Origin of the sequence: Streptomyces chilikensis (assembly GCF_001642695.1) — a bacterium.
Taxonomy (GTDB): Bacteria; Actinomycetota; Actinomycetes; order Streptomycetales; family Streptomycetaceae; genus Streptomyces; species Streptomyces chilikensis.
The window spans coordinates 2495430-2517163 of the sequence record NZ_LWCC02000005.1; the positions used below are offsets into that span (position 1 = coordinate 2495430).

17 protein-coding genes are annotated in these 21734 nt (G+C 71.9%); 11 read left to right on the forward strand and 6 right to left on the reverse strand.

Annotation, left to right across the window (positions count from 1 at the left end; genetic code table 11):
- Positions 1-3: 3 nt before the first annotated feature.
- Complete coding sequence (locus A2U95_RS11215; protein WP_166021988.1) at positions 4-2286, reverse strand: (Fe-S)-binding protein; 2283 nt, start codon at positions 2284-2286, stop codon at positions 4-6.
- A gap of 373 nt (positions 2287-2659) precedes the next feature.
- Here A2U95_RS11215 and dnaK point away from each other — a divergent pair, with 373 nt between their 5' ends.
- From dnaK to A2U95_RS11235, 4 genes are read left to right on the forward strand one after another with little or no spacing between them, the layout of a single operon-like run.
- Positions 2660-4504, forward strand: coding sequence for a molecular chaperone DnaK (gene dnaK / locus A2U95_RS11220; RefSeq protein ID WP_166021989.1), 1845 nt, complete (start codon positions 2660-2662; stop codon positions 4502-4504).
- Complete coding sequence (grpE, locus tag A2U95_RS11225) at positions 4501-5205, forward strand: nucleotide exchange factor GrpE (protein ID WP_166021990.1); 705 nt, start codon at positions 4501-4503, stop codon at positions 5203-5205. Before dnaK ends, grpE begins: the two co-directional genes overlap by 4 nt.
- Positions 5206-5265: 60 nt before the next feature.
- On the forward strand, positions 5266-6453 hold the full coding sequence (gene dnaJ / locus A2U95_RS11230) for a molecular chaperone DnaJ (protein WP_166021991.1): 1188 nt from the start codon (positions 5266-5268) through the stop codon (positions 6451-6453).
- A 4-nt stretch (positions 6454-6457) separates the two neighbouring features.
- Entirely contained in the window at positions 6458-6907 is a 450-nt protein-coding gene (locus tag A2U95_RS11235) for a heat shock protein transcriptional repressor HspR (RefSeq protein WP_166021992.1), read from the forward strand.
- Positions 6908-6980: 73 nt separating this feature from the next.
- Here the strand turns inward: A2U95_RS11235 and A2U95_RS11240 are convergent, their stop codons facing one another.
- A complete protein-coding gene (locus A2U95_RS11240) occupies positions 6981-9074 on the reverse strand; it encodes a PA14 domain-containing protein (protein ID WP_240957284.1) in 2094 nt (697 codons plus the stop codon).
- A gap of 302 nt (positions 9075-9376) precedes the next feature.
- On the opposite strand from A2U95_RS11240, the gene A2U95_RS11245 reads away from it, so the two are divergent.
- Positions 9377-10459 carry a sugar ABC transporter substrate-binding protein gene (locus A2U95_RS11245; RefSeq protein WP_166021993.1) on the forward strand — a complete coding sequence of 361 codons (1083 nt, stop codon included), beginning with the start codon at positions 9377-9379 and terminating at the stop codon, positions 10457-10459.
- Positions 10460-10579: 120 nt separating this feature from the next.
- Positions 10580-11614, forward strand: a complete 1035-nt coding sequence (locus tag A2U95_RS11250; RefSeq protein ID WP_166021994.1) for a helix-turn-helix transcriptional regulator — start codon at positions 10580-10582, stop codon at positions 11612-11614.
- Between the two features lie 135 nt (positions 11615-11749).
- On the opposite strand, the gene A2U95_RS11255 is transcribed toward A2U95_RS11250, so the two are convergent.
- The gene (locus A2U95_RS11255) at positions 11750-12769 is read right to left on the reverse strand and encodes a helix-turn-helix transcriptional regulator (RefSeq protein WP_206282860.1); all 1020 of its coding nucleotides are present in this window, start codon (positions 12767-12769) and stop codon (positions 11750-11752) included.
- A gap of 107 nt (positions 12770-12876) precedes the next feature.
- Between A2U95_RS11255 and A2U95_RS11260 the strand changes: the two genes are divergently transcribed.
- From A2U95_RS11260 to clpB, 3 genes are all read left to right on the forward strand, one after another.
- Positions 12877-13071, forward strand: a complete 195-nt coding sequence (locus tag A2U95_RS11260) for a hypothetical protein (protein WP_166021996.1) — start codon at positions 12877-12879, stop codon at positions 13069-13071.
- A complete protein-coding gene (locus A2U95_RS11265) occupies positions 13068-13400 on the forward strand; it encodes a Rieske (2Fe-2S) protein (RefSeq protein WP_166021997.1) in 333 nt (110 codons plus the stop codon). Before A2U95_RS11260 ends, A2U95_RS11265 begins: the two co-directional genes overlap by 4 nt.
- 245 nt (positions 13401-13645) lie before the next feature.
- The gene (clpB, locus tag A2U95_RS11270; protein ID WP_166021998.1) at positions 13646-16243 is read left to right on the forward strand and encodes an ATP-dependent chaperone ClpB; all 2598 of its coding nucleotides are present in this window, start codon (positions 13646-13648) and stop codon (positions 16241-16243) included.
- 65 nt (positions 16244-16308) lie between these two features.
- On the opposite strand, the gene A2U95_RS11275 is transcribed toward clpB, so the two are convergent.
- The gene (locus A2U95_RS11275; protein WP_166021999.1) at positions 16309-16758 is read right to left on the reverse strand and encodes a hypothetical protein; all 450 of its coding nucleotides are present in this window, start codon (positions 16756-16758) and stop codon (positions 16309-16311) included.
- Positions 16759-16898: 140 nt separating this feature from the next.
- Between A2U95_RS11275 and A2U95_RS11280 the strand changes: the two genes are divergently transcribed.
- Positions 16899-17429 (forward strand): type III secretion system chaperone family protein, encoded by a 531-nt coding sequence (locus A2U95_RS11280; protein ID WP_166022000.1) that lies wholly within the window; start codon positions 16899-16901, stop codon positions 17427-17429.
- 54 nt (positions 17430-17483) lie between these two features.
- On the opposite strand, the gene A2U95_RS11285 is transcribed toward A2U95_RS11280, so the two are convergent.
- Positions 17484-18611: a hypothetical protein gene (locus tag A2U95_RS11285; protein ID WP_166022001.1), complete on the reverse strand. Its 1128-nt coding sequence runs from the start codon at positions 18609-18611 to the stop codon at positions 17484-17486.
- A gap of 385 nt (positions 18612-18996) precedes the next feature.
- Entirely contained in the window at positions 18997-20187 is a 1191-nt protein-coding gene (locus A2U95_RS11290; RefSeq protein ID WP_166022002.1) for a pyridoxal phosphate-dependent aminotransferase, read from the reverse strand.
- Positions 20188-21006: 819 nt separating this feature from the next.
- Between A2U95_RS11290 and A2U95_RS11295 the strand changes: the two genes are divergently transcribed.
- Positions 21007-21564 carry a DUF2617 family protein gene (locus tag A2U95_RS11295; protein WP_166022003.1) on the forward strand — a complete coding sequence of 186 codons (558 nt, stop codon included), beginning with the start codon at positions 21007-21009 and terminating at the stop codon, positions 21562-21564.
- Positions 21565-21734 lie beyond the last annotated feature (170 nt).

The window sequence follows — 21734 nt, forward strand, 5'->3', positions numbered from 1 at the left end:
CCGCTACCGCGCCGGCTGCGGCTCCGGCGCCTCCTCGGACTCCGCCTCGCCCGCCGGGTCGGCCGGCGTCCTGACGGACTCCAGCAGCAGCTGGGCGACGTCCACGACCTGGACGGACTCCTTGGCCTTGCCCTCGTTCTTCTTGCCGTTGACCGAGTCGGTCAGCATGACCAGGCAGAACGGGCAGGCGGTGGAGACGATGTCCGGGTTGAGGGAGAGGGCCTCGTCGACGCGCTCGTTGTTGATGCGCTTGCCGATCCGCTCCTCCATCCACATCCGCGCGCCGCCGGCGCCACAGCAGAAGCCGCGCTCCTTGTGGCGGTGCATCTCCTCGTTCCGCAGGCCCGGGACGTTGGCGATGATCTCGCGCGGGGGCGTGTAGATCTTGTTGTGGCGGCCCAGGTAGCACGGGTCGTGGTAGGTGATCAGGCCCTCGACCGGGGTGACCGGGACCAGCTTGCCCTCGTCGATCAGGTGCTGGAGCAGCTGGGTGTGGTGGATGACCTCGTAGTCGCCGCCGAGCTGCGGGTACTCGTTGCCGAGGGTGTTGAGGCAGTGCGGGCAGGTCGCGACGATCTTCTTCGCGGACCTCGGCTTCCTCGACTCGGCCGTGACCTTGCCGTCGTCGTCCATCTCCTCGCCGAACGCCGTGTTCAGCGCCATGACGTTCTCCATGCCGAGCTCCTGGAACAGGGGCTCGTTGCCGAGGCGGCGGGCGGAGTCACCGGTGCACTTCTCGTCGCCGCCCATGATCGCGAACTTGACGCCCGCCATGTGCAGCAGTTCGGCGAAGGCCTTGGTGGTCTTCTTGGCGCGGTCCTCCAGGGCGCCGGCGCAGCCGACCCAGTAGAGGTACTCGACCTCGGTCAGGTCCTCGATGTCCTTGCCGACGACCGGGACCTCGAAGTCGACCTCCTTGAGCCACTCCAGCCGCTGCTTCTTGGCCAGGCCCCAGGGGTTGCCCTTCTTCTCCAGGTTCTTGAGCATCGTGCCCGCCTCGGACGGGAACGCGGACTCGATCATCACCTGGTAGCGGCGCATGTCGACGATGTGGTCGACGTGCTCGATGTCCACCGGGCACTGCTCGACGCAGGCGCCGCAGGTGGTGCAGGACCACAGGACGTCCGGGTCGATGACGCCGTTCTCCTCGAGCGTGCCGATCAGCGGGCGCTCGGCCTCGGCGAGGGCCGCGGCGGGCACGCCGGCGAGCTGCTCCTCGGAGGCCTTCTCCTCGCCCTCCATGGTCTTGCCGCCGCCGGCCAGCAGGTACGGGGCCTTGGCGTGCATGTTGTCGCGCAGCGACATGATCAGCAGCTTCGGCGAGAGCGGCTTGCCGGTGTTCCAGGCGGGGCACTGCGACTGGCAGCGGCCGCACTCGGTGCAGGTGGAGAAGTCCAGCAGGCCCTTCCAGGAGAACTGCTCGACCTGGGAGACGCCGAAGACGTCGTCCTCGCCCGGGTCGGCGAAGTCGATCTCCTTGCCGCCCGAGGTCATCGGCTGCAGGGCGCCCAGTGCCGTGGAGCCGTCGGCGTTCCGCTTGAACCAGATGTTGGGGAAGGCCAGGAAGCGGTGCCAGGCGATGCCCATGTCGGTCTTGAGGGAGACCGTGATCATCCAGATGAAGGACGTCGCGATCTTCAGGGCGGCGAAGAAGTAGACCAGGTTCTGGAGCGTGGAGACCTCCATGCCCTGCAGCCAGGAGACGACGGGGTACGAGATGAAGAACGAGGCCTCGTAGCCCTCCACGTGGTGCAGGGCGCCTTCCAGGGCGTGCAGCATGAAGATGCAGACGCCGACGACGAGGATCACCGTCTCGACGAAGTACGCCTGGCCGAAGTTCGAGCCGGCGAAGCGGGACTTGCGGCCCGGCTTGTTCGGCTTGCTCAGCTGGCGGACGACGATCAGGACGATGATGCCCAGCACCGTCATGGTGCCGATGAACTCGACGAAGACGTTGTACGGGGCCCAGTCGCCGATGACCGGCAGGATCCAGTCCGCCCGGAAGAGCTGGCCGAAGGCGTTGACGATGGTCAGCAGCAGCGAGAAGAAGCCGACGGCCACGAACCAGTGGGCGACGCCGACGATCCCCCAGCGGTTCATGCGGGTGTGCCCGAGGAACTCCTTCACCACCGTCACGGTGCGCTGGTAAGGATTGTCGGTCCGGGTGCCCGCGGGCACGGGCTGGCCCAGTTTGAAGTACCGGACGAACTGACCGACGGCACGCGCGAGCAGCGCGACACCGACCACGGCCAGGACCAGCGACACGATGATCGCGGCGAGTTGCATGGGAGGCTCCTCGGGCCTGCGAGGGTCTACGACTGGGACGGAGCGACTGGCGGCTACATGGGCATTACTAAGCGGTAACTTATCCAGTCCGTTCGAGGGTATCCATATCTTGCGCCGCCCCGCAGCCGCCAAGGCGGTGATCTGCGTCGCTGAGGTTTACCTCAGTATCTCTCCGGCCGGGGGCCCGGCGCGTCCGCCCTTCCCCGCCCCGTCCCGCGCGTCTCCCCGTCGTCCGCCGTCCGGCCCGTTCGCGCGGCCCTGCGGAAGCCGCCTCCGTAAAGTTGAGTGAGACCGGCTCAGGTCTGTTGCCTCTCACCGCGACGTCGTGCACACTTGAGCCTGTTCCACTCAAGTCAGCTGGAGGAAGATCACCATGGCACGTGCGGTCGGCATCGACCTGGGTACGACCAACTCGGTCGTCAGCGTTCTGGAGGGCGGTGAGCCCACCGTCATCACCAACGCCGAGGGCGCCAGGACCACGCCGTCCGTCGTCGCCTTCGCCAAGAACGGCGAGGTGCTCGTCGGCGAGGTCGCCAAGCGCCAGGCCGTCACCAACGTCGACAGGACCATCCGGTCGGTCAAGCGCCACATGGGCACCGACTGGAAGATCAACCTGGACGGCAAGGACTTCAACCCGCAGCAGATGTCCGCGTTCATCCTGCAGAAGCTGAAGCGGGACGCGGAGGCCTACCTGGGCGAGAAGGTCACCGACGCGGTGATCACCGTCCCGGCGTACTTCAACGACTCCGAGCGCCAGGCGACGAAGGAGGCCGGCGAGATCGCGGGCCTGAACGTCCTGCGCATCGTCAACGAGCCCACCGCGGCCGCCCTGGCCTACGGCCTCGACAAGGACGACCAGACCATCCTGGTCTTCGACCTCGGCGGCGGCACCTTCGACGTCTCGCTGCTGGAGATCGGTGACGGCGTCGTCGAGGTGAAGGCCACCAACGGTGACAACCACCTCGGTGGTGACGACTGGGACCAGCGCGTCGTCGACTACCTGGTCAAGCAGTTCCAGAACGCCCACGGCGTGGACCTGGCCAAGGACAAGATGGCCCTGCAGCGTCTGCGCGAGGCCGCCGAGAAGGCCAAGATCGAGCTGTCCTCGTCCACCGAGACCTCGATCAACCTGCCCTACATCACGGCGTCCGCCGAGGGCCCGCTGCACCTGGACGAGAAGCTCACCCGCGCCCAGTTCCAGCAGCTGACCTCCGACCTGCTCGAGCGCTGCAAGGTTCCGTTCCACAACGTCATCAAGGACGCCGGCATCGCGCTCAGCGAGATCGACCACGTCGTCCTGGTCGGCGGCTCGACCCGCATGCCCGCCGTCGCCGAGCTCGTCAAGGAGCTGACCGGCGGCAAGGAGGCCAACAAGGGCGTGAACCCGGACGAGGTCGTCGCCATCGGCGCCTCGCTCCAGGCCGGTGTCCTCAAGGGCGAGGTCAAGGACGTCCTGCTCCTCGACGTCACCCCGCTGTCCCTCGGCATCGAGACCAAGGGCGGCATCATGACCAAGCTGATCGAGCGCAACACCACGATCCCGACCAAGCGCTCCGAGATCTTCACCACGGCCGAGGACAACCAGCCGTCGGTGCAGATCCAGGTCTACCAGGGCGAGCGCGAGATCGCGGCCTACAACAAGAAGCTCGGCATGTTCGAGCTGACCGGCCTCCCGCCGGCCCCGCGCGGCGTCCCGCAGATCGAGGTCTCCTTCGACATCGACGCCAACGGCATCATGCACGTGACCGCGAAGGACCTGGGCACGGGCAAGGAGCAGAAGATGACCGTCACCGGCGGCTCCTCGCTGCCGAAGGACGAGGTCGACCGCATGCGCGAGGAGGCCGAGCGCTACGCGGAGGAGGACCACAAGCGCCGCGAGGCCGCCGAGACCCGCAACCAGGGCGAGCAGCTCGTCTACCAGACCGAGAAGTTCCTCAAGGACAACGAGGACAAGGTCCCGGCGGACGTGAAGAGCGAGGTCGAGGGCGCGGTCGCCGAGCTCAAGGAGAAGCTCAAGGGCGAGGACGTCACGGAGATCCGCACCGCCACCGAGAAGGTCGCGGCCGTCTCCCAGAAGCTCGGCCAGGCCATGTACGCCGACGCCCAGGGCGCCCAGGCGGCCGGCGGTGCCGCCGACGGCGACGCCAAGGCCGGTGCCGAGGACGACGTCGTGGACGCCGAGATCGTCGACGACGAGCGCAAGGACGGTGCCGCGTGACGGAGGAGACCCCGGGTTTTGACGAGAAGCCCGACGTCCCCTCCGGCAACGGTTCCGAAGACGCCGAGCCGCAGGCCGCCGGCTCCTCCGCCCAGGAGGAGCCGGCGGCCCCGGCCGGGGACGCGGCACAGACCGCAGGCCTGACGGCGCAGCTGGACCAGGCCCGCACCGCGCTCAACGAGCGCACCGCGGACCTCCAGCGGCTCCAGGCGGAGTTCCAGAACTACCGCCGCCGGGTCGAGCGCGACCGGATCGCGGTCCGGGAGATCGCCGTGGCGAACCTCCTGACCGAGCTCCTGCCGGTGCTCGACGACATCGGCCGGGCCCGTGACCACGGCGAACTGGTCGGCGGCTTCAAGTCGGTGGCCGAGTCGCTGGAGACGGTGGCCGCCAAGATGGGCCTCCAGCAGTTCGGCAAGGAGGGCGAGCCCTTCGACCCGACGATCCACGAGGCGCTGATGCACTCCTACGCGCCGGACGTCACCGAGACCACCTGCGTGGGCATTCTGCAGCCCGGGTACAAGATCGGCGACCGGATCATCCGCCCCGCGCGGGTGGCCGTGGCCGAGCCGCAGCCCGGCGCGCAGACGGTGCAGTCGGAGGAGGCGGGCGCCGAGGACGCGAAGTCCGAGGACGCCCAGGCCGCCGCAACCGGCGAGAGCGCCGACGACAAGGAGAGCGGTGGCCCGGACGAGGGCTGACGTGAGGCGGCGCGCCCACCACGGGCGCGCCGGTGACGGACGGAAGGAGGGACGTCGGGGATGAGCACCAAGGACTTCATCGAGAAGGACTACTACAAGGTTCTCGGCGTCCCGAAGGACGCCACCGAGGCCGAGATCAAGAAGGCGTACCGGAAGCTCGCCCGCGAGTTCCACCCGGACGCCAACAAGGGCAACGCGGCGGCCGAGGAGCGCTTCAAGGAGATCTCCGAGGCCAACGACGTGCTCGGCGACCCCAAGCGGCGCAAGGAGTACGACGACGCCCGCGCGCTCTTCGGCAACGGAGGCTTCCGTCCGGGACCGGGCGCCGCCGGAGGAACGTTCAACTTCGACCTGGGCGACCTCTTCGGGGGCGCCCAGGGCGGGGCCGGCGGCGGAGGCGGCTTCGGCGGCGGCGGACTCGGTGACGTCTTCGGGGGCCTGTTCGGCAACCGGGCCGGCGCGCCGGGCGGCGCCCGCACGCAGCCGCGGCGCGGGCAGGACATCGAGTCCGAGGTGACGCTCAGCTTCACCGAGGCGGTGGACGGCGCCACGGTGCCGCTGCGGATGTCCAGCCAGGCGGCGTGCAAGGCCTGTTCGGGCACCGGCGACAAGAACGGCACGCCCCGGGTGTGCCCGACCTGCGTCGGCACCGGACAGGTGGCCCGCGGCTCGGGCGGCGGCTTCTCGCTGACCGACCCGTGCCCGGACTGCAAGGGCCGCGGCCTGATCGCCGAGGACCCCTGCGAGGTCTGCAAGGGTTCCGGCCGGGCGAAGTCCTCGCGCACCATGCAGGTCCGCATCCCGGCCGGGGTGAGCGACGGCCAGCGGATCCGCCTGCGCGGCAAGGGCGCGCCCGGTGAGCGGGGCGGCCCGGCCGGCGACCTGTACGTGGTCGTCCACGTGGACGAGCACCCGGTCTTCGGCCGCAAGGGCGACAACCTGACGGTGACCGTGCCGGTGACGTATCCGGAGGCCGCCCTGGGCGGCGAGGTGCGCGTGCCGACACTGGGCGGGCCGCCGGTCACCCTGAAGCTGCCTCCCGGCACGCCCAACGGGCGCACCATGCGCGCCCGCGGGAAGGGCGCGGTCCGCAAGGACGGCACCCGCGGCGACCTCCTGGTCACCGTCGAGGTGAGCGTCCCCAGGGACCTGTCGGGGAAGGCCCGGGACGCCCTCGAGGCGTACCGCGAGGCGACCGCGGGGGAGGACCCGCGAGCGGAGCTGTTCGAAGCCGCGAAGGGAGCATGACGAGATGGACGGCCGCCGGCGCAACCCGTACGAACTGACCGAGGACACCCCGGTCTACGTCATCTCGGTTGCGGCCCAGCTCTCCGGCCTGCATCCGCAGACCCTGCGTCAGTACGACCGCCTCGGCCTGGTCTCCCCGGACCGCACGGCCGGGCGCGGCCGCCGCTACTCGGCCCGCGACATCCAGCTGCTCCGCCAGGTGCAGCAGCTGTCGCAGGACGAGGGCATCAACCTGGCGGGGATCAAGCGGATCATCGAGCTGGAGAACCAGGTCGCCGCCCTCCAGTCCCGCGTCGCGGAGCTGCAGTCCGCGGTCGAGGGCGCGGCGGCGACGATCCGGGCCCGTGAGGCGGCGGTGCACGCCTCCTACCGCCGGGACCTGGTCCCGTACCAGGAGGCGGCCCGCACCAGCGCGCTGGTGGTCTGGCGCCCGCCGACGCGGCGCGAGTCGTAGCAGCACGCGGCAGACCGAAGGGGGCCGGGAGACCGTGAGGTCTCCCGGCCCCCTTCGGCCGCCGGTGTCCGGCTCAGACCAGGTCCGGGCGGATCAGCCAGGGGTGCGCCGCGGACGCGGTGACCGTGCCGTCCGCGAGGACGCCGACGACCCGGTAGTAGGAGACCGAGCCGAGCGGCTGCGTCTCGTCCATGAACCGCACGTACTCGCCCGCCGGCAGCGGCTGCGCGGTGCCCAGCGGCTCGTAGGACCCCGTTGCGGGGTTCCAGCGGCTCACGCGGTACTCGACGATGTCGTCGCACAGGTCGCTGGTGCGCACGCAGTACCACGAGACGGGCCGGAGGTCCTCGCTCATGCCCCAGCCGCCCGATCCCCACAGGGGCTGCCCCGTGTCCTGGGCGGGCTCGCCGGGCACGATGTCCAGTTCCGTGACGGCGACCGACGGGAAGCCGGGGTCACCGGTCCTCGACCAGTTGTCGTAGGAGTCCTTGGCGATGACGGAGTAGAGCTCGCTCTCGCCGTTCGGGACGTCGACGCAGAGCAGCGACCGCTTGTCCCCGCCCACCGTCTGGCAGTTGGCGGCGCGCCAGGTGACGGTGCCGTCGGCGTTGCGGGTGCCGACCCGCCCCCAGTACGCGACGACGTCCTCGTCGGCGGGAGCGTCCCAGCTGACGAGCACGCCGTCGGCGCGCGGGGTGGCGGTCAGGTTGCGGACGTGGCCGGGGGGCACGCGGTCCGCGGAGACCACGGTGACCGGCTCCGACGGGGCGGACGCGTTCCCGTCGCCGTCCAGCATCCGCGAGGTGTAGGTGTACGTGGTGGCCTCGGCCACGGTGTCGTCGGTGCACTGGAAGACGGCGTCGTCGCCCTCGCCGAGGAACGAGGCGTCCACACCCGGGCGGTCGTGGCCGTCGCAGACGACGTCGACCGTCCTGGCGTCGGCCCCGCTGCCCTGCGTGCGGTAGAAGTGCACCCTGGCGCCGTTGTCCAGCTCCTCGTGCAGCGACGGCACGTCGGGGACCCGGACGCTCAGGTACACGACGCCCGGGCGGACGGTGGCCGCCGGCCCGTGGGGGGCGGCCGGCGGCGTGGTGTCCGTGCCGTCGAGCGTGACGGCGGCGGAGAGGGCACCGGCGTTGCCCGCGGCGTCGTCACCGCGCACCTGATAGACGCCGGCCATGTGCTCGCGGTCGTGGAACGACGTCTGCGTGGTGGAGCCCACCACCGTCGTGGCGCCGGTCCGCGGGTCCTTGCGGACCAGCTCGTAGCGGGCGGCGTCCGCGACCGGCTTCCAGCTCAGGTGGGCGCCGTCGAAGTCGGTGGCGCCGGTGAGGCCCGCGGGCGCGGCCGGACCGGTGAGGTCGACCGTGGTGATGCCCTTGTCGGCGGTGCCGGTGGAGACGTTGCCCGCCTTGTCGTAGGCGCGGACCTCGTAGTGGTAGAGCCTGCCGTCCTTCGGCGGGGTGTCGGTGTACGACGTCGCCGACGCCGTGGTGACGGCGAGTGGCTTCGCCGGGTAGGAGCCGCCGGCGACGCGGCGGTGGACCTGGTAGCCCGCGAGGTCCATCTCGGGGCGCCTGGTCCAGGACAGCTTCGCCTGGTGGGTGCTGGTGCTGTACGTCAGCGCCGCCCCGCCCGGGGTGAGCGGCGCGACCTTGTCGACGGTCGCGGACGTGCGCGGGGCGTAGGCGAACTTGACATTGGCGGAACCGGTCCAGTTGACGAAATCGATCCGCAGGGAGTGCTTGCCGGAGGGGATGGTGAGGTTGACCGTTCTGGAGACCGTCGAGGAGACGTTCTTCCACAGGTCGACCTTGCGGACGCCGTCCAGGTGGACCCGGATGCCGTCCCGCGAGGACGCGGTGAAGGTGAAGGGACCGCCCGAGCCGAAGTCGCGGGTGACCGACCAGCGGACGCCGAAGTGGTTGGACGGCAGGCCGGAGGCCGGCGCGCCGGTGCCCCAGTCCTGGTCGATCCTGCTGTCGCAGTCGGTCTTCTTCGGGGTGCCGGAGAAGGAGGTGTTCGCGAAGAACTGCCGCTTGAACACCGGGGAGGTGCAGGTCACCGCCGCTGAGGAGGCGGTGGTCGCCGCGCCGAGCAGGCCACCGGCGGTGGCGAGGACCACCGCGGCGGCGGTGGCGGCACGGGCCGTGGGTATGCGGTTCACGGTGGAGGAGCTCCTGGGGTCCGTCGAGGGGCCTGTCCGCCAGGACGGCCGTGAGACGTGACTCACGGGAGGCCGGGGAGGTTGTGCCGCCCGTGTGTGATCTTGGGGCCGGATCCATGGGACACCCAGGGAGACGTGTGAAGGCGCACTGGCTATGATTCCGCTCTGTCATCACACGAGCCGCAGAACACCACTCCGGTCACGGCGACGGCCGATTCCGCTTCGCGCCGTCCCGGCCTTGACGTGCCGGCCCGGATCGTCGTGAGGCGCCCTGAAACCCGAACGCAGAAGTGGGCTCCCGAATGCGTCGTTATGCCATGTCCCTGGCCGCCGTCACGCTGTCCCTGTCGCTCGCCGCGTGCGGGGGCGCCGAGGGGACGGACGACGGCGACGCCCTGGCCGACCCCAACGACATCACCATCGGCCTGCTGATGCCGGAGAAGAAGATCTCCCGCTACGAGCGGTTCGACTTCCCGATCTTCCAGGCGAAGGTCGAGGAGCTCACGGCGGAGAAGGGCAAGGTCCGGTACGCCAACGCCAACGGCGACCAGACCGAGCAGAACCGCCAGATGCGTTCGATGGTCGAGGCCGAGGTCGACATCATCGTCGTGGACCCGGTGGACGCCAAGAAGGTCGCCCCGGAGGTGACCAGGGCCAAGGAGGCCGGCATCCCGGTCATCGCCTACGACCGGCTGGCCGAGGGCCCGGTCGACGCGTACGTGTCCTTCGACAACACCGTGGTCGGCGAGGTCCAGGGCCGTTCCCTGGCCGAGGCCGCCCCCGGCGGCAAGATCGTGATGATGAACGGCTCGCCCACCGACCCGAACGCGGCGATGTTCAAGGAGGGCGCGAAGGGCGAGCTGACCGGCCAGGACGTCGTCAAGGAGTACGACACCGACGGCTGGGACCCGGAGCAGGCCCGCAAGAACATGGCCGAGGCGATCGAGGCGGTCGGCGCCGAGGAGATCGACGGAGTGCTCTCCGCCAACGACGGCATGGCCGGCGGCGTGGTGGAGGCGTTCAAGGCGGCGGGCGTCACCGACCTGCCGCCGATCACCGGCCAGGACGCCGACCTCGAGGCCGTGCAGCGGATCGTCACCGGTGAGCAGTACATGACGGTCTACAAGCCGTACCCGAACGAGGCCGAGGCCGCGGCGGAGATGGCCGTCGCCAAGGTCCGCGGCCACGACATCCAGTTCGACGCGCTGACCCGCGACGCGGTGGACAGCCCCACCCACAAGGACATCCCGGCGGCGCTCGTGCCCGTGGTCGAACTGACCCGGAGCAACATCAGGAAGACCATCGTCGCCGACGGCATCCACACGGTGGACGAGATCTGCACGGCGAAGCTCCGGGCCGCCTGCCAGGCCGCCAAGCTGCTCTGACACCCTCCGACACCGGCCGGCCCCGAGTCCCGTCGGGGCCGGTTGCGTATTGCGGCACGGGTCCACCGCCGCGCATAGTGGCGCTGCGAACAGGTGTGGCTACCGGGGGTGGAGAAATGGATGTCCGGTGAGGCTGCCGCCGTCCGCGCGCACCAGGGGCACCCGCACGGTCCCGAACGCCTCTGTGAGGAGGGCGACCGGGTGTACTCCCGGGCCGTCCGCCGGGGGCGGGTGCCGCGGCGGGAGGCGGATGCGGTGCCCTGCCTGCTCGACCTGGCGCTGCTGCACCCCGACCCCGACGACATGGACTGGCTGCTGCCGACGGCCCCGCAGGAGGTCATGACACGGCTGCTGCGCGAGCTGTGCCAGGAGATGGACGAGGCGCACCGGCGGATGGGGTCCGCGCTCTCGGCCGCCGACCGGTACGCGGGACTCGGCGGCCGGCTCCGCCCGGCGGACACGGCCGGGGCCGCCGGGGGCGCGTCGATCCGGGTGCTGGACGGGCTGCCGAGGATCCAGGCGGCGATGGACGAGGCGTCCGCCGTCTGCACCACCGAGGTGCTCACCGTGCAGCCGGGCGGGATCAGACCCGAGCACGAGCTGAGCGAGGGCCTGCCGCGCGCCATGGAGCTGCGGCGGCGGGGCGTGCGGATGCGGGACCTCTACACCCATGTGGCCCGCCACGGGCAGGGACTGCTGGGCTACCTGGACCTGATGGGCGACGCCGTGGAGGCGCGCACCCTGGACGAGGTGCCGGAGCGGCTGATCCTCTTCGACCGCTCGGTGGCCTTCGTGCCGGCCAATTCCCGGCGCACGCTGGCGCTGGAGCTGCGGCATCCGGCTCTGGTGGACTACCTGGCGACCGTCTTCGAGCGGCTGTGGCGGCTGGCGGTGCCGGTGGGGTCGCCGGTTCCGGCCCCGGAGAACTGCGTGCCGGGGGTGTCCCACCGGGAGCGGTCGATCGCCGCGCTGCTGGCGGAGGGGCACCAGGACGCGGCGATAGCCGAGCGGCTGGGCATCAGCGTGCGCACCTGCCGGGCGCACATCGCGCGCCTGTCCGAGCGGCTGGGGGCCACCAGCCGGGCCCAGCTGGGCGTGCGGATCGCGCACGCGGGGCTGGACCGGCCGCCGGGGGCGGACGGGCTCCCGGCCTGACGTCCGCGGTGGGCCGGCCCCCGGACGGGCCCTGCGGGGGCCTTGCGGGGCCTTGCGGGGCCCGCAGGACCCGCGATCCCCGCGGGGGCCCTGCGGACGGCCCCAGGACCTGTGGACCGTCCCGCGGGGCAGGCCCTAGTCCTGTCCCTCGGGCGCCGACTCGTCGTCGAGGAGCCCCGAGCGGGCGATGAGGTAGCCGAGCTGGGCGCGGCTGCCGCTGCCCAGCGCGGCGGCGAGCTTGGCGATGTGGGCGCGGCAGGTGCGCACGTTCATGCCCAGGCGGCGCGCGATCGCCTCGTCCACCTGTCCCTCGACCAGCAGCCGGGCGATGGTCCGCTGGATCTCCGGAACGCCGTCCACGGAGGTCTCCCTGGGCTGTTCCCGGAAGAGCGGGTCGGCGTTGCGCCACTGCTGGTCGAAGACCTTGACCAGGTAGTCGACCAGGCCGGGGTGGCGCAGTTCCAGGGCGACCTTGCGGTCGTCCTGGGCGGGGATGAAGGCCACCGCGCGGTCGAAGATGATCAGCCGGTCGACCAGTTCCCGCGCGGTGCGGAACTCCATGTCGGTGTCGTTCATCATCCGCGCGTAGTTGAGGGTGCCCGGACTGTGGCGGGCGGTGTGCTGGTAGAGCACCCGGGCCACGATGCCGCGCGGAGCCTCCTGGGCGAGCCGGAACGACGTGGTCAGGGCCGGCTCGCTGCGGCCGCCGCCGGGCTGGACGGAGAGGATCTCCGAACGGCAGTTGGACTGGGCCAGCCGGATCGCCTCGTTGATCCGCTCGACGCCCTCCAGCACGGTGATGGCGTGGGTGGTGGGACGGCTGTGGGTGGCGATGGAGAGGAACGGCTCGAAGGCCTGGGCCAGCTGGACGGCCTGCTCGCGGCGCTGCCGGATGTCCCGCTCCAGCGGCAGCAGCCGCTGGGAGAGGGCGGTCATCGGCGGCACCGGCCGGAGCCAGGCGGAGTCGTCCGGGTCCGGCTGGAGCAGGGCGAACTCCAGCAGACAGGGCGCGGTTTCGGCCTCCGAGCGCCGTATACGCCCCAGACGCAACGAATCGGCGTAGAGCCGCCGGCCATCCGCGCACAGATCCTCCATCCCGTGGGGATGCGTCCCTGTCGTGTCGGTATGTCCCAAATCTCCGCCCCCCAGGGTCATGAACGTGCAGGAACATGATGCATCTTCGAACTGGCCATCGTGTGCCGGTATGCGCCATCGTCTGATGCGGCGGGGGATCGAATTGGGAAGTGAGGACGAAGCCCATCATGTGCAAGAGATTGCTTCTCTCGGCGCTTGCTGTCGCCTTCTCGGCGGGTGCGATCCTCGGTGTCGCCGGCCCGGCCGACTGGGGCTGGAGCGGCCCGGGCGCCGACAGCGGCACCGTCCAGGCCGACTGGTCCTGGGACGCCGTGACGGCCGACCCCGCCGGGCACCACGCCAAGGCGGGCGCGGGAGCATGAGCACGCCGCCGGACGACCGCTCGTTCCGTCGCGAGATGGCCGTGGCCTACCGGTCCGGCTGGCACTTCGTCGACCTGGTCACCGCGATCCCCCACGCCGGCGACTCCCTGATGGTCACCGTCTTCGGGGAGCCCGTCGTGGTGACGCGGGACGAGGAGGAGGACGTGCGGGCGTATCGGTGCCTGCGGCGTCCCCGCGGGGCGCCACAGCCGGTTCGATGCGCCATCCGGTATGGAATGATCTTCGTGAACCTGGACCAAAGGGACCACCGGGAGTTCGCCCCCCACGAACTGCCCGGCGTTCCATCAGCCACCCCCCGCAGCGCCTGACGCGATACCCCCAACTTTCCACGATCGCCCAGGCGCTTCCCCCCGGCAGCGGCGCCACCGTGACCTGAACACGGTGGCGCCGCTGTCGTGTGCCGGGAGGCCGTCCCGGCGGGAACTTCCCCGGCCGTCCGCGCATTGAGTGGAATAGACTCAAGTTTGTGGACGTTGGCCGCGTCAGAGCGGGTATCCGACGTGCATATCCGTTCGTGGTCGTGAGGCAGCAGGCTAGGGAGGAGACACCGGACGTGGACGCCGAGCTGACGAACAGGAGCCGGGAGGCGCTGAACGCGGCGAGCAGCCGCGCGGTGACCGAAGGGCACCCGGACCTGACGCCCGCCCACCTTCTCCTGGCGCTCCTGGAGGGCCAGGAGAACGAGAACATCGTGGACCTGCTGGCCGCCGTGGAGGCGGACCTGGCGGCCGTCCGGCAGGGGGTGGAGCGGGTCCTGGCCGGCCTGCCCAGCGTGACCGGGTCGACGGTCGCGCCGCCCCAGCCCAACCGCGACCTGCTCGCGGTGGTCGCGGACGCCAGGCAGCGGGCCAAGGAGCTGGGCGACGAGTACGTCTCCACGGAGCACCTGCTGATCGGCACGGCCGACAAGGGCGGCGCCGCCGGCGACGTACTCTCCCGGCAGGGAGCGGACGCGAAGAAGCTGCAGGAAGCGTTCCAGAGGATCAGGGGAGGACGCCGGGTGACGACCCCGGACCCGGAGGGTCAGTACAAGGCGCTGGAGAAGTTCGGCACCGACTTCACCGCCGCCGCGCGGGAGGGCAAGCTCGACCCGGTCATCGGCCGGGACCACGAGATCCGCCGCGTGGTGCAGGTGCTGTCCCGCCGCACCAAGAACAACCCGGTGCTGATCGGCGAGCCCGGCGTCGGCAAGACCGCCGTCGTCGAGGGCCTCGCCCAGCGGATCGTGAAGGGGGACGTGCCGGAGTCGCTGAAGAACAAGCGGCTGGTGGCGCTGGACCTCGGCGCGATGGTCGCGGGCGCCAAGTACCGCGGCGAGTTCGAGGAGCGGCTGAAGACGGTGCTCGCCGAGATCAAGGACTCGGACGGGCAGATCATCACCTTCATCGACGAGCTGCACACCGTGGTCGGCGCGGGCGCCGGCGGCGACTCGGCGATGGACGCGGGCAACATGCTCAAGCCGATGCTGGCCCGCGGCGAACTGCGCATGGTCGGCGCGACGACGCTCGACGAGTACCGGGAGCGGATCGAGAAGGACCCCGCCCTGGAGCGGCGCTTCCAGCAGGTGCTGGTCGCCGAGCCGTCGGTCGAGGACACCATCGCCATCCTGCGCGGCCTCAAGGGCCGCTACGAGGCGCACCACAAGGTGCAGATCAACGACAGCGCGCTGGTCGCCGCGGCCACCCTCTCCGACCGGTACATCACCTCCCGCTTCCTGCCGGACAAGGCGATCGACCTGGTCGACGAGGCCGCCTCCCGGCTGCGCATGGAGATCGACTCCTCCCCGGTGGAGATCGACGAGCTCCAGCGCTCCGTCGACCGGCTGAGGATGGAGGAGCTGGCCCTCTCCAAGGAGACCGACCAGGCCTCCAAGGAGCGGCTGGAGCGGTTGCGGCGCGACCTCGCCGACAAGGAGGAGGAGCTGCGCGGGCTCAACGCCCGCTGGGAGAAGGAGAAGCAGTCCCTCAACCGGGTCGGTGAGCTGAAGGAGAAGCTGGACGAGCTGCGCGGCCAGGCCGAACGGGCCCAGCGCGACGGCGACTTCGACACGGCCTCCAAGCTGCTCTACGGCGAGATCCCGTCCCTGGAACGCGAGTTGGAGGCCGCCTCCGAGGCCGAGGCGGAGGCCTCCCAGGCCGACACCATGGTCAAGGAGGAGGTCGGCCCGGACGACATCGCGGACGTGGTCGGCTCCTGGACCGGCATCCCCGCGGGCCGGCTGCTGGAGGGCGAGACGCACAAGCTGCTGCGGATGGAGGAGGAGCTGGGCCGCCGCCTGATCGGCCAGAAGCAGGCCGTGGCGGCCGTCTCCGACGCGGTGCGCCGCACCCGGGCCGGCATCGCCGACCCGGACCGGCCCACCGGATCGTTCCTCTTCCTCGGCCCGACCGGTGTCGGCAAGACCGAACTGGCCAAGGCGCTCGCCGACTTCCTCTTCGACGACGAGCGGGCGATGGTCCGCATCGACATGTCGGAGTACAGCGAGAAGCACAGCGTGGCCCGGCTGGTCGGCGCGCCCCCCGGGTACGTCGGCTACGAGGAGGGCGGCCAGCTCACCGAGGCGGTGCGGCGGCGGCCGTACAGCGTGGTCCTGCTGGACGAGGTGGAGAAGGCCCACCCCGAGGTCTTCGACATCCTGCTCCAGGTCCTCGACGACGGCCGCCTCACCGACGGCCAGGGCCGCACGGTCGACTTCCGCAACACCATCCTGATCCTCACCTCCAACCTGGGCAGCCAGTTCCTGGTGGACCCGCTGACCAGCGAGGAGACCAAGCGGGAGCAGGTCCTGGAGGTCGTGCGGGCGTCCTTCAAGCCGGAGTTCCTCAACCGGCTCGACGACCTGGTGGTCTTCTCCGCCCTCACCAGGGCGGAGCTGGAGCGGATCGCCGGCCTCCAGATCGGCCGGCTCGCCAAGCGGCTGGCGGAGCGGCGGCTCACGCTGGACATCACCCCGGCCGCGCTGGCCTGGCTCGCCGAGAAGGGCCTCGACCCGGCGTACGGCGCGCGTCCGCTGCGCCGCCTGATCCAGACGGCGATCGGCGACAGCCTGGCGAAGGAGATCATCTCCGGCGAGGTCAAGGACGGCGACACCGTCCGCGTCGACCGCGCCCCGGAGGCGGGCGCGGGCCTCACGGTCGGCGCGGCGGGCTGACCGCCGCACCACGAGGCCGGGGGCCGTGCCGCCGCGGTGCGCGGCGGCGCGGCCCCGGGGCCCGGTCACACGGTGAACGCCTCGACGCTCACCCGGGCGGTGACGGCGTCCTCGTGGGTGACCGCGATGTCCAGCGCGTGGGCCTGACCGCCGGTCCCGTCCGTCGAGCCGCACGCCGCGACGGACTGCGGACCGCACACCCCGGTGCGCATCCTCAGGTCCGGCCGGTTCCGGGCCGCCCGGTCCGCCACCTCCGCGCGCGGCATCCGGAAGTCCGCCCGGTGGTGGGTGTCGATCCCCCGCTGGACCGTGCACCTGGCGTCCGTGGCGCCGGGCGGGAGCGTTCCCCCGCCGAAGGCGAGCGCCTCGGCGCACGGCGCCTCCCGGGCCGGGTCGTCCAGGGCGCCGGCCACGGCCCACACGAGCCAGGCGCCCGACAGGACCGCGCAGCCGGCCGCCACGGCGAGGGCGGTCGGCGCCACCCGCCACGCCCTGCCCCCGCGGGCCTCCGCCACGGCCGCCCCTTCCCGCGTCCCGCCGACCGCCGAGCGGGTCGGATCACGCCATACACGACGCCCCGGCGGGCCCAGGGGTTGCACCCCCCCTCCCCCCGTGAGGGAGACTGGCGGCAGATCCATACGAAGGGAAATTCACGGTGAGCATCGACCCGTCCTCGATTCCGAACTTCGGGGGCCAGCAGCCCGAGCCGCAGCCCCAGGGACCGGCGGGCCCCGTTGTCCCGGATCAGGACCTGGTGAAGCAGCTCCTCGAGCAGATGGAGCTGAAGTTCGTGGTGGACGACGAGGGTGACCTCGCCGCCCCGTGGGAGAACTTCCGCACGTACTTCATGTTCCGCGGCGAGAACGAGCAGGCGATCTTCTCGGTGCGGACGTTCTACGACCGTCCGCACGGCATCGAGTCCAAGCCGCAGCTCCTCGAGGCCATCGACGACTGGAACCGCCGCACCCTGTGGCCCAAGGTCTACACCCACACCCACGACGACGGCACGGTCCGCCTGATCGGCGAGGCCCAGATGCTGATCGGCATGGGCGTCAGCCTGGAGCACTTCGTGTCCTCCACGGTCAGCTGGGTCCGCGCGGCCATCGAGTTCGACCGGCACCTGGTGGAGACGCTGGGCCTGGAGCAGGAGGTCGACGAGGCGGAGAAGCCCGGGGACGACGACTGAGCCCGGCCCGCGGGGCCCGGGCCCCAGGGGAGACGCCGCCACGACGGCGCCGCCTCACAGGGGCGACGTCGCCATGACGACCAGGTACGCCCCGTAGGCGAACGAGAGCCCGGCCAGGGCCGCGACCACCAGCGTCGCGTGCCACGGCCGGGCTCTCGCCGTCCGGGTCAGCGCCGCGGCGAGGGGAAGCAGCAGCGGGAAGGCGGGCAGCAGGAACCGCGGCTTGGACGCGAAGTAGCCGGAGCCGCCCACCGCGATCAGCACCAGCACCGCGCTGTAGACCACCAGCGGCAGCGGCGCGCGGTCGGCGACCAGCAGCCCGAGGAGCAGCAGCGCCAGCAGGACCACCACCAGCGCCACGGTGAACAGCAGCTTGTCCGGGTGGCGCAGCAGGTGGCCGACGAACTCCAGGTTCCCCCGGCCGAAGTCGAACGTGGAGCCCCACCGGCGCTGGACCGCGAAGTAGCCGCCCAGCGGGTCACCCTCCCGGAGGCCGGCCCACAGGACGAACCCCACCCATCCGAGCGGCGCGAGGGCCGCTCCCGCGAACGGTTTCCACAGGCTGTGGAAGGAGGCGCGCCGCTCGCGGACCAGGGTGACCGCGTGCCATCCGGCGGCGGCCGCCACCGCCGCCGCGACGGCCAGGCCGTTGGGCCGGGACAGGCCGGCGAGGCAGGCGAGCGCACCGGCCCACAGCGGGCGCCCGGTCATCGCGGCGTACAGGGCCCACGCGGCGAGGGCGGTCAGCAGCGGCTCGGTGTAGGCGAGGCCCAGCACCACGGAGTGCGGCGTCAGCCCCCACAGCACCACCAGCAGGACCCCCGCCCCGCGGCCGTGCACCCGGCGGCCGATCCGGTAGATGCCGCAGGCCGCCGCGCAGGCCGCCACCCAGGCGATCAGCACGCCCGCCGCGCCGCCGCTCACCGGCAGGACGGCGGTGACCCCGCGGATCAGCCAGGGGTAGAGCGGGAAGAACGCCAGGTCGTTGAGGACCAGCCGGCTGTACTCGCGGACCTCGCCGTAACCGTCGGCGGCGATCCCGACGTACCAGAGCGAGTCCCAGGTGCGGCCCAGCAGCGTGGTGGCGTCCTTGCCCTCGGCGTGCGCCAGCAGGGCGAGCACCAGGACGCCGGTGAGCCGGGCGGCGGCGAACAGGCCCACCGCGGTGACGACGGTGGGCACGGTGCGGCGCGTCCGCCCGCCGGGCGCGGGGGGGCCGGGCGGTCCGGACGGCCCCGTTCCGGACGGCTCCGTTCCGGGCGGCTCCGTTCCGGCGGTCTTCCGGCGTGAGGGCGACGGCACGAGGGCGGCGAGCAGCGGGTTCACACCACGCACGATGCAGGGAGGAACCGGACGGAACGGTCACGGCACGCCGGGTCGTCCCCGGTTCACCGCCGGGGACGGCGCCGCGCGGGCCGCGGGACAGGTGCCGCGCGGCCGGTCCGCCGCGGGCCCGCGCGGGGCGGGAGTCCGCGTCGCCCCGGGCCGCGGGACAGGTGCCGCGCGGCCGGTCCGCCGCGGGCCCGCGCGGGGCGGGAGTCCGCGTCGCCCCGCGGCCGGCGCCGGGTCAGCCGGCGAGGGAGGCGAGGCGGGTCGCCGCCTCGCGCAGCACCTCGTCCCGCTTGCAGAACGCGAACCGGACGAACGGCGCGCCCGCCTCCCGGTCGTCGTAGAAGACGGCGGCCGGGATGGCCACCACGCCCGCCCGCTCCGGCAGCTCCCGGCAGAACGCGATGCCGTCGCTCTCGCCCAGCGGACGGATGTCGGTGGTGACGAAGTACGTGCCCGCCGGGCGGAAGACGCCGAAGCCGGCCGCCTCCAGACCGGCCGTCAGCAGTTCGCGCTTGGCGGCGAGGCCGGTGCGCAGCTCGTCGAAGTAGGAGTCCGGCAGCGCCAGCGCCTCGGCGACCGCGTACTGGAAGGGTCCGGCGGAGACGTAGGTGAGGTACTGCTTCGCCGACCGCACCGCCGTCACCAGCTCCGGCGCCCCGGTGATCCAGCCGACCTTCCAGCCGGTGAACGAGAACGTCTTGCCGGCGGACGAGATGGTCACCGTGCGCTCGCGCATGCCCGGGAAGGAGGCGAGCGGGACGTGTTCGGCGTCGTCGTAGACCAGGTGCTCGTAGACCTCGTCGGTGAGCACCAGCAGGTCGCGCTCGACGGCGAGTCCGGCGATCGCCGCCAGCTCCTCGCGGGTCAGGACCGTGCCGGTCGGGTTGTGCGGGGTGTTGATCAGCAGCAGCCGGGTCCGGTCGGTGACGGCGTCCCGGAGCTCGTCCAGGTCCAGGCGGAACGCCCCCTCGTGCGGCCGCAGCGTCACCGGCACCCGGCGCCCGCCCGCCATCGCCACGCAGGCGGCGTACGAGTCGTAGTACGGCTCCAGCGCGACCACCTCGTCGCCCGGTTCCACCAGCGCCAGCATCGCGGCGGCGATCGCCTCGGTGGCGCCCGCGGTGACCAGTACCTCGGTGTCCGGGTCGAGCGCCAGGCCGTAGCGCCGCAGCTGGTGGTCGCCGATCGCCCGGCGGAGCTCGGGGACGCCCGGGCCCGGCGGGTACTGGTTGCCCCGGCCGTCCCGCAGGGCCCGCACCGCCGCCTCGCGGACCTCCTCCGGGCCGTCGGTGTCGGGGAAGCCCTGGCCCAGGTTGATGGAGCCGGTCGCCGCCGCCAGGGCGGACATCTCGGCGAAGACGGTCGTCCCGAACTCGGCGAGACGGCGGTTGAGGAGGGGGCGGACGGCCCGGTCGGCGATGCTCATGGCGGCCATCCTGCGCCCAAGCTCTGGCCTTGCTCAACTCTGTGTTGAGCCGTTGCGGCCTCGGGCATCACCGGAGCACGCTGCAGAGTGAGGCGCCCACGGGGGGCCGCTTCGGGGGAGCGTGAGAAGGAGGGCGGTGCTGTGCTGACAGCCATCATCGTGATCGTCGTGGCCCTGCCGGTGGTCCTGCTGACCGGCTGGGTGGTCGCCATGAGCCGGAGGGCGGCCGGCCGGCCCGTCAGGAGCGGTCGTCACCACCGCTCGTCGGGCTCGTCGTACTCGTCGCACTCGTCGCGTTCCGGCGACTCGACCGCCGGCTCCTGGTGGGCCGGCGGTGGCGACGGCGGGTCGTCCGGGGGGTCGTCCTGCGGCAGCGGCAGCAGCTCGTCGTCGTGCGGGAGCAGCTCGTCGTCCTGTGGGAGCAGCTCGTCGTCGTGCGGGAGCAGCTCGTCGTCCTGCGGCGGTGGCGGCGGGGGCGGATGCGGCGGCGGCAGCTGACCGGTGGCCGACGGCGGACGCCCGCCCGGGACGACCGTCCCGGGCGGGCGTCCCTGTTCATTCGGACACGTGGGCGAACGTGGTGTCGTTGAACAGTTGAGCCGAAGAGCCCACCGAAGGATGGAAAGCCGACGAACTTGGGTAAAAACGCTGTGGCGTTACCGACGTTCGTGCTTTTCTCTACTCGCCGACGCAGCCCCGCTGACGGCCGCGCCACCTGAGCGGCCACCGTCCCGGCCGGGGCAGAACCGTCCTCCCCGGTTTCCGGTCCCAGGGGCGACCGGTCCGACATCCCCTTCTGCGTGCCAGCGGAGCCGATCCATGCTCACGACCCTGAACACCTCCTACAGCGATACGCGCGCCTCCGACCTCGCCTGGGCGCTCGGGCGGGAGCCACTGCCCGCCCTGGCCACGCTGAACCTCCGATTCACCGACGTGCGGCTCCAGTTGAGGCTGCTGGGCGCCTCCCACCAGGTCATCCTGGAACGCGAGGACGGCGTCTGCTCGGAGACGGTGGCCTGCATCCCCGGCTCCAGCACGCCGCTGCCGCTGGGGGTGGCCAAGCGGGTGGGCGGCTGGGAGTACGAGTTCGCGGCCCGGGTGGAGGCGCTCTCGCCGCCGGCGTTCACCGGACGGGCGCAGGAGCTGATCGCCCTGGTGTCCGACCACCCGAACGGGCTGGTCGGGGTCTTCCCCGGCAACCCGCACGCCTTCACCGCGCTGCTCGCGCAGCGCACCCAGGGCGAGACGGTCTGGCGGACCTGGCACGCCTACCCCCAGGACGGACAGCTGGTGGCGACGCGCACCACCGTCGCCCTCGGGGTGGGTGCCGAGACGGTGGCCGGGCTCGGGCGGCTGCTGGCCGCGGCGTTCGGCTGATCCGGCGCCACCCCGGTGCGCTCCGCGGGGCGTGTGATCGGCCGTTGCGCGCCGGTTGTGCGCCAGCACCACCCGTGCGAGTGACGAAGCGCGTTCATCCGGTGACATACGGTGGTCATGTGATCGAACCGCACGCCCCGCCCGCGCCCCCCGTCCGCCAGTCCGGGAAA

Coding starts and splice junctions, on each gene's coding strand:
- A2U95_RS11215 (WP_166021988.1), bottom strand. CDS start 2,286: ATGCAACTCGCCGCGATCATCGTGTCGCTGGTCCTGGCCGTGGTCGGT.
- dnaK (WP_166021989.1), top strand. CDS start 2,660: ATGGCACGTGCGGTCGGCATCGACCTGGGTACGACCAACTCGGTCGTC.
- dnaJ (WP_166021991.1), top strand. CDS start 5,266: ATGAGCACCAAGGACTTCATCGAGAAGGACTACTACAAGGTTCTCGGC.
- A2U95_RS11235 (WP_166021992.1), top strand. CDS start 6,458: ATGGACGGCCGCCGGCGCAACCCGTACGAACTGACCGAGGACACCCCG.
- A2U95_RS11245 (WP_166021993.1), top strand. CDS start 9,377: ATGCGTCGTTATGCCATGTCCCTGGCCGCCGTCACGCTGTCCCTGTCG.
- A2U95_RS11250 (WP_166021994.1), top strand. CDS start 10,580: ATGTCCGGTGAGGCTGCCGCCGTCCGCGCGCACCAGGGGCACCCGCAC.
- A2U95_RS11255 (WP_206282860.1), bottom strand. CDS start 12,769: ATGACCCTGGGGGGCGGAGATTTGGGACATACCGACACGACAGGGACG.
- A2U95_RS11260 (WP_166021996.1), top strand. CDS start 12,877: ATGTGCAAGAGATTGCTTCTCTCGGCGCTTGCTGTCGCCTTCTCGGCG.
- A2U95_RS11265 (WP_166021997.1), top strand. CDS start 13,068: ATGAGCACGCCGCCGGACGACCGCTCGTTCCGTCGCGAGATGGCCGTG.
- A2U95_RS11290 (WP_166022002.1), bottom strand. CDS start 20,187: ATGAGCATCGCCGACCGGGCCGTCCGCCCCCTCCTCAACCGCCGTCTC.
- A2U95_RS11295 (WP_166022003.1), top strand. CDS start 21,007: ATGCTCACGACCCTGAACACCTCCTACAGCGATACGCGCGCCTCCGAC.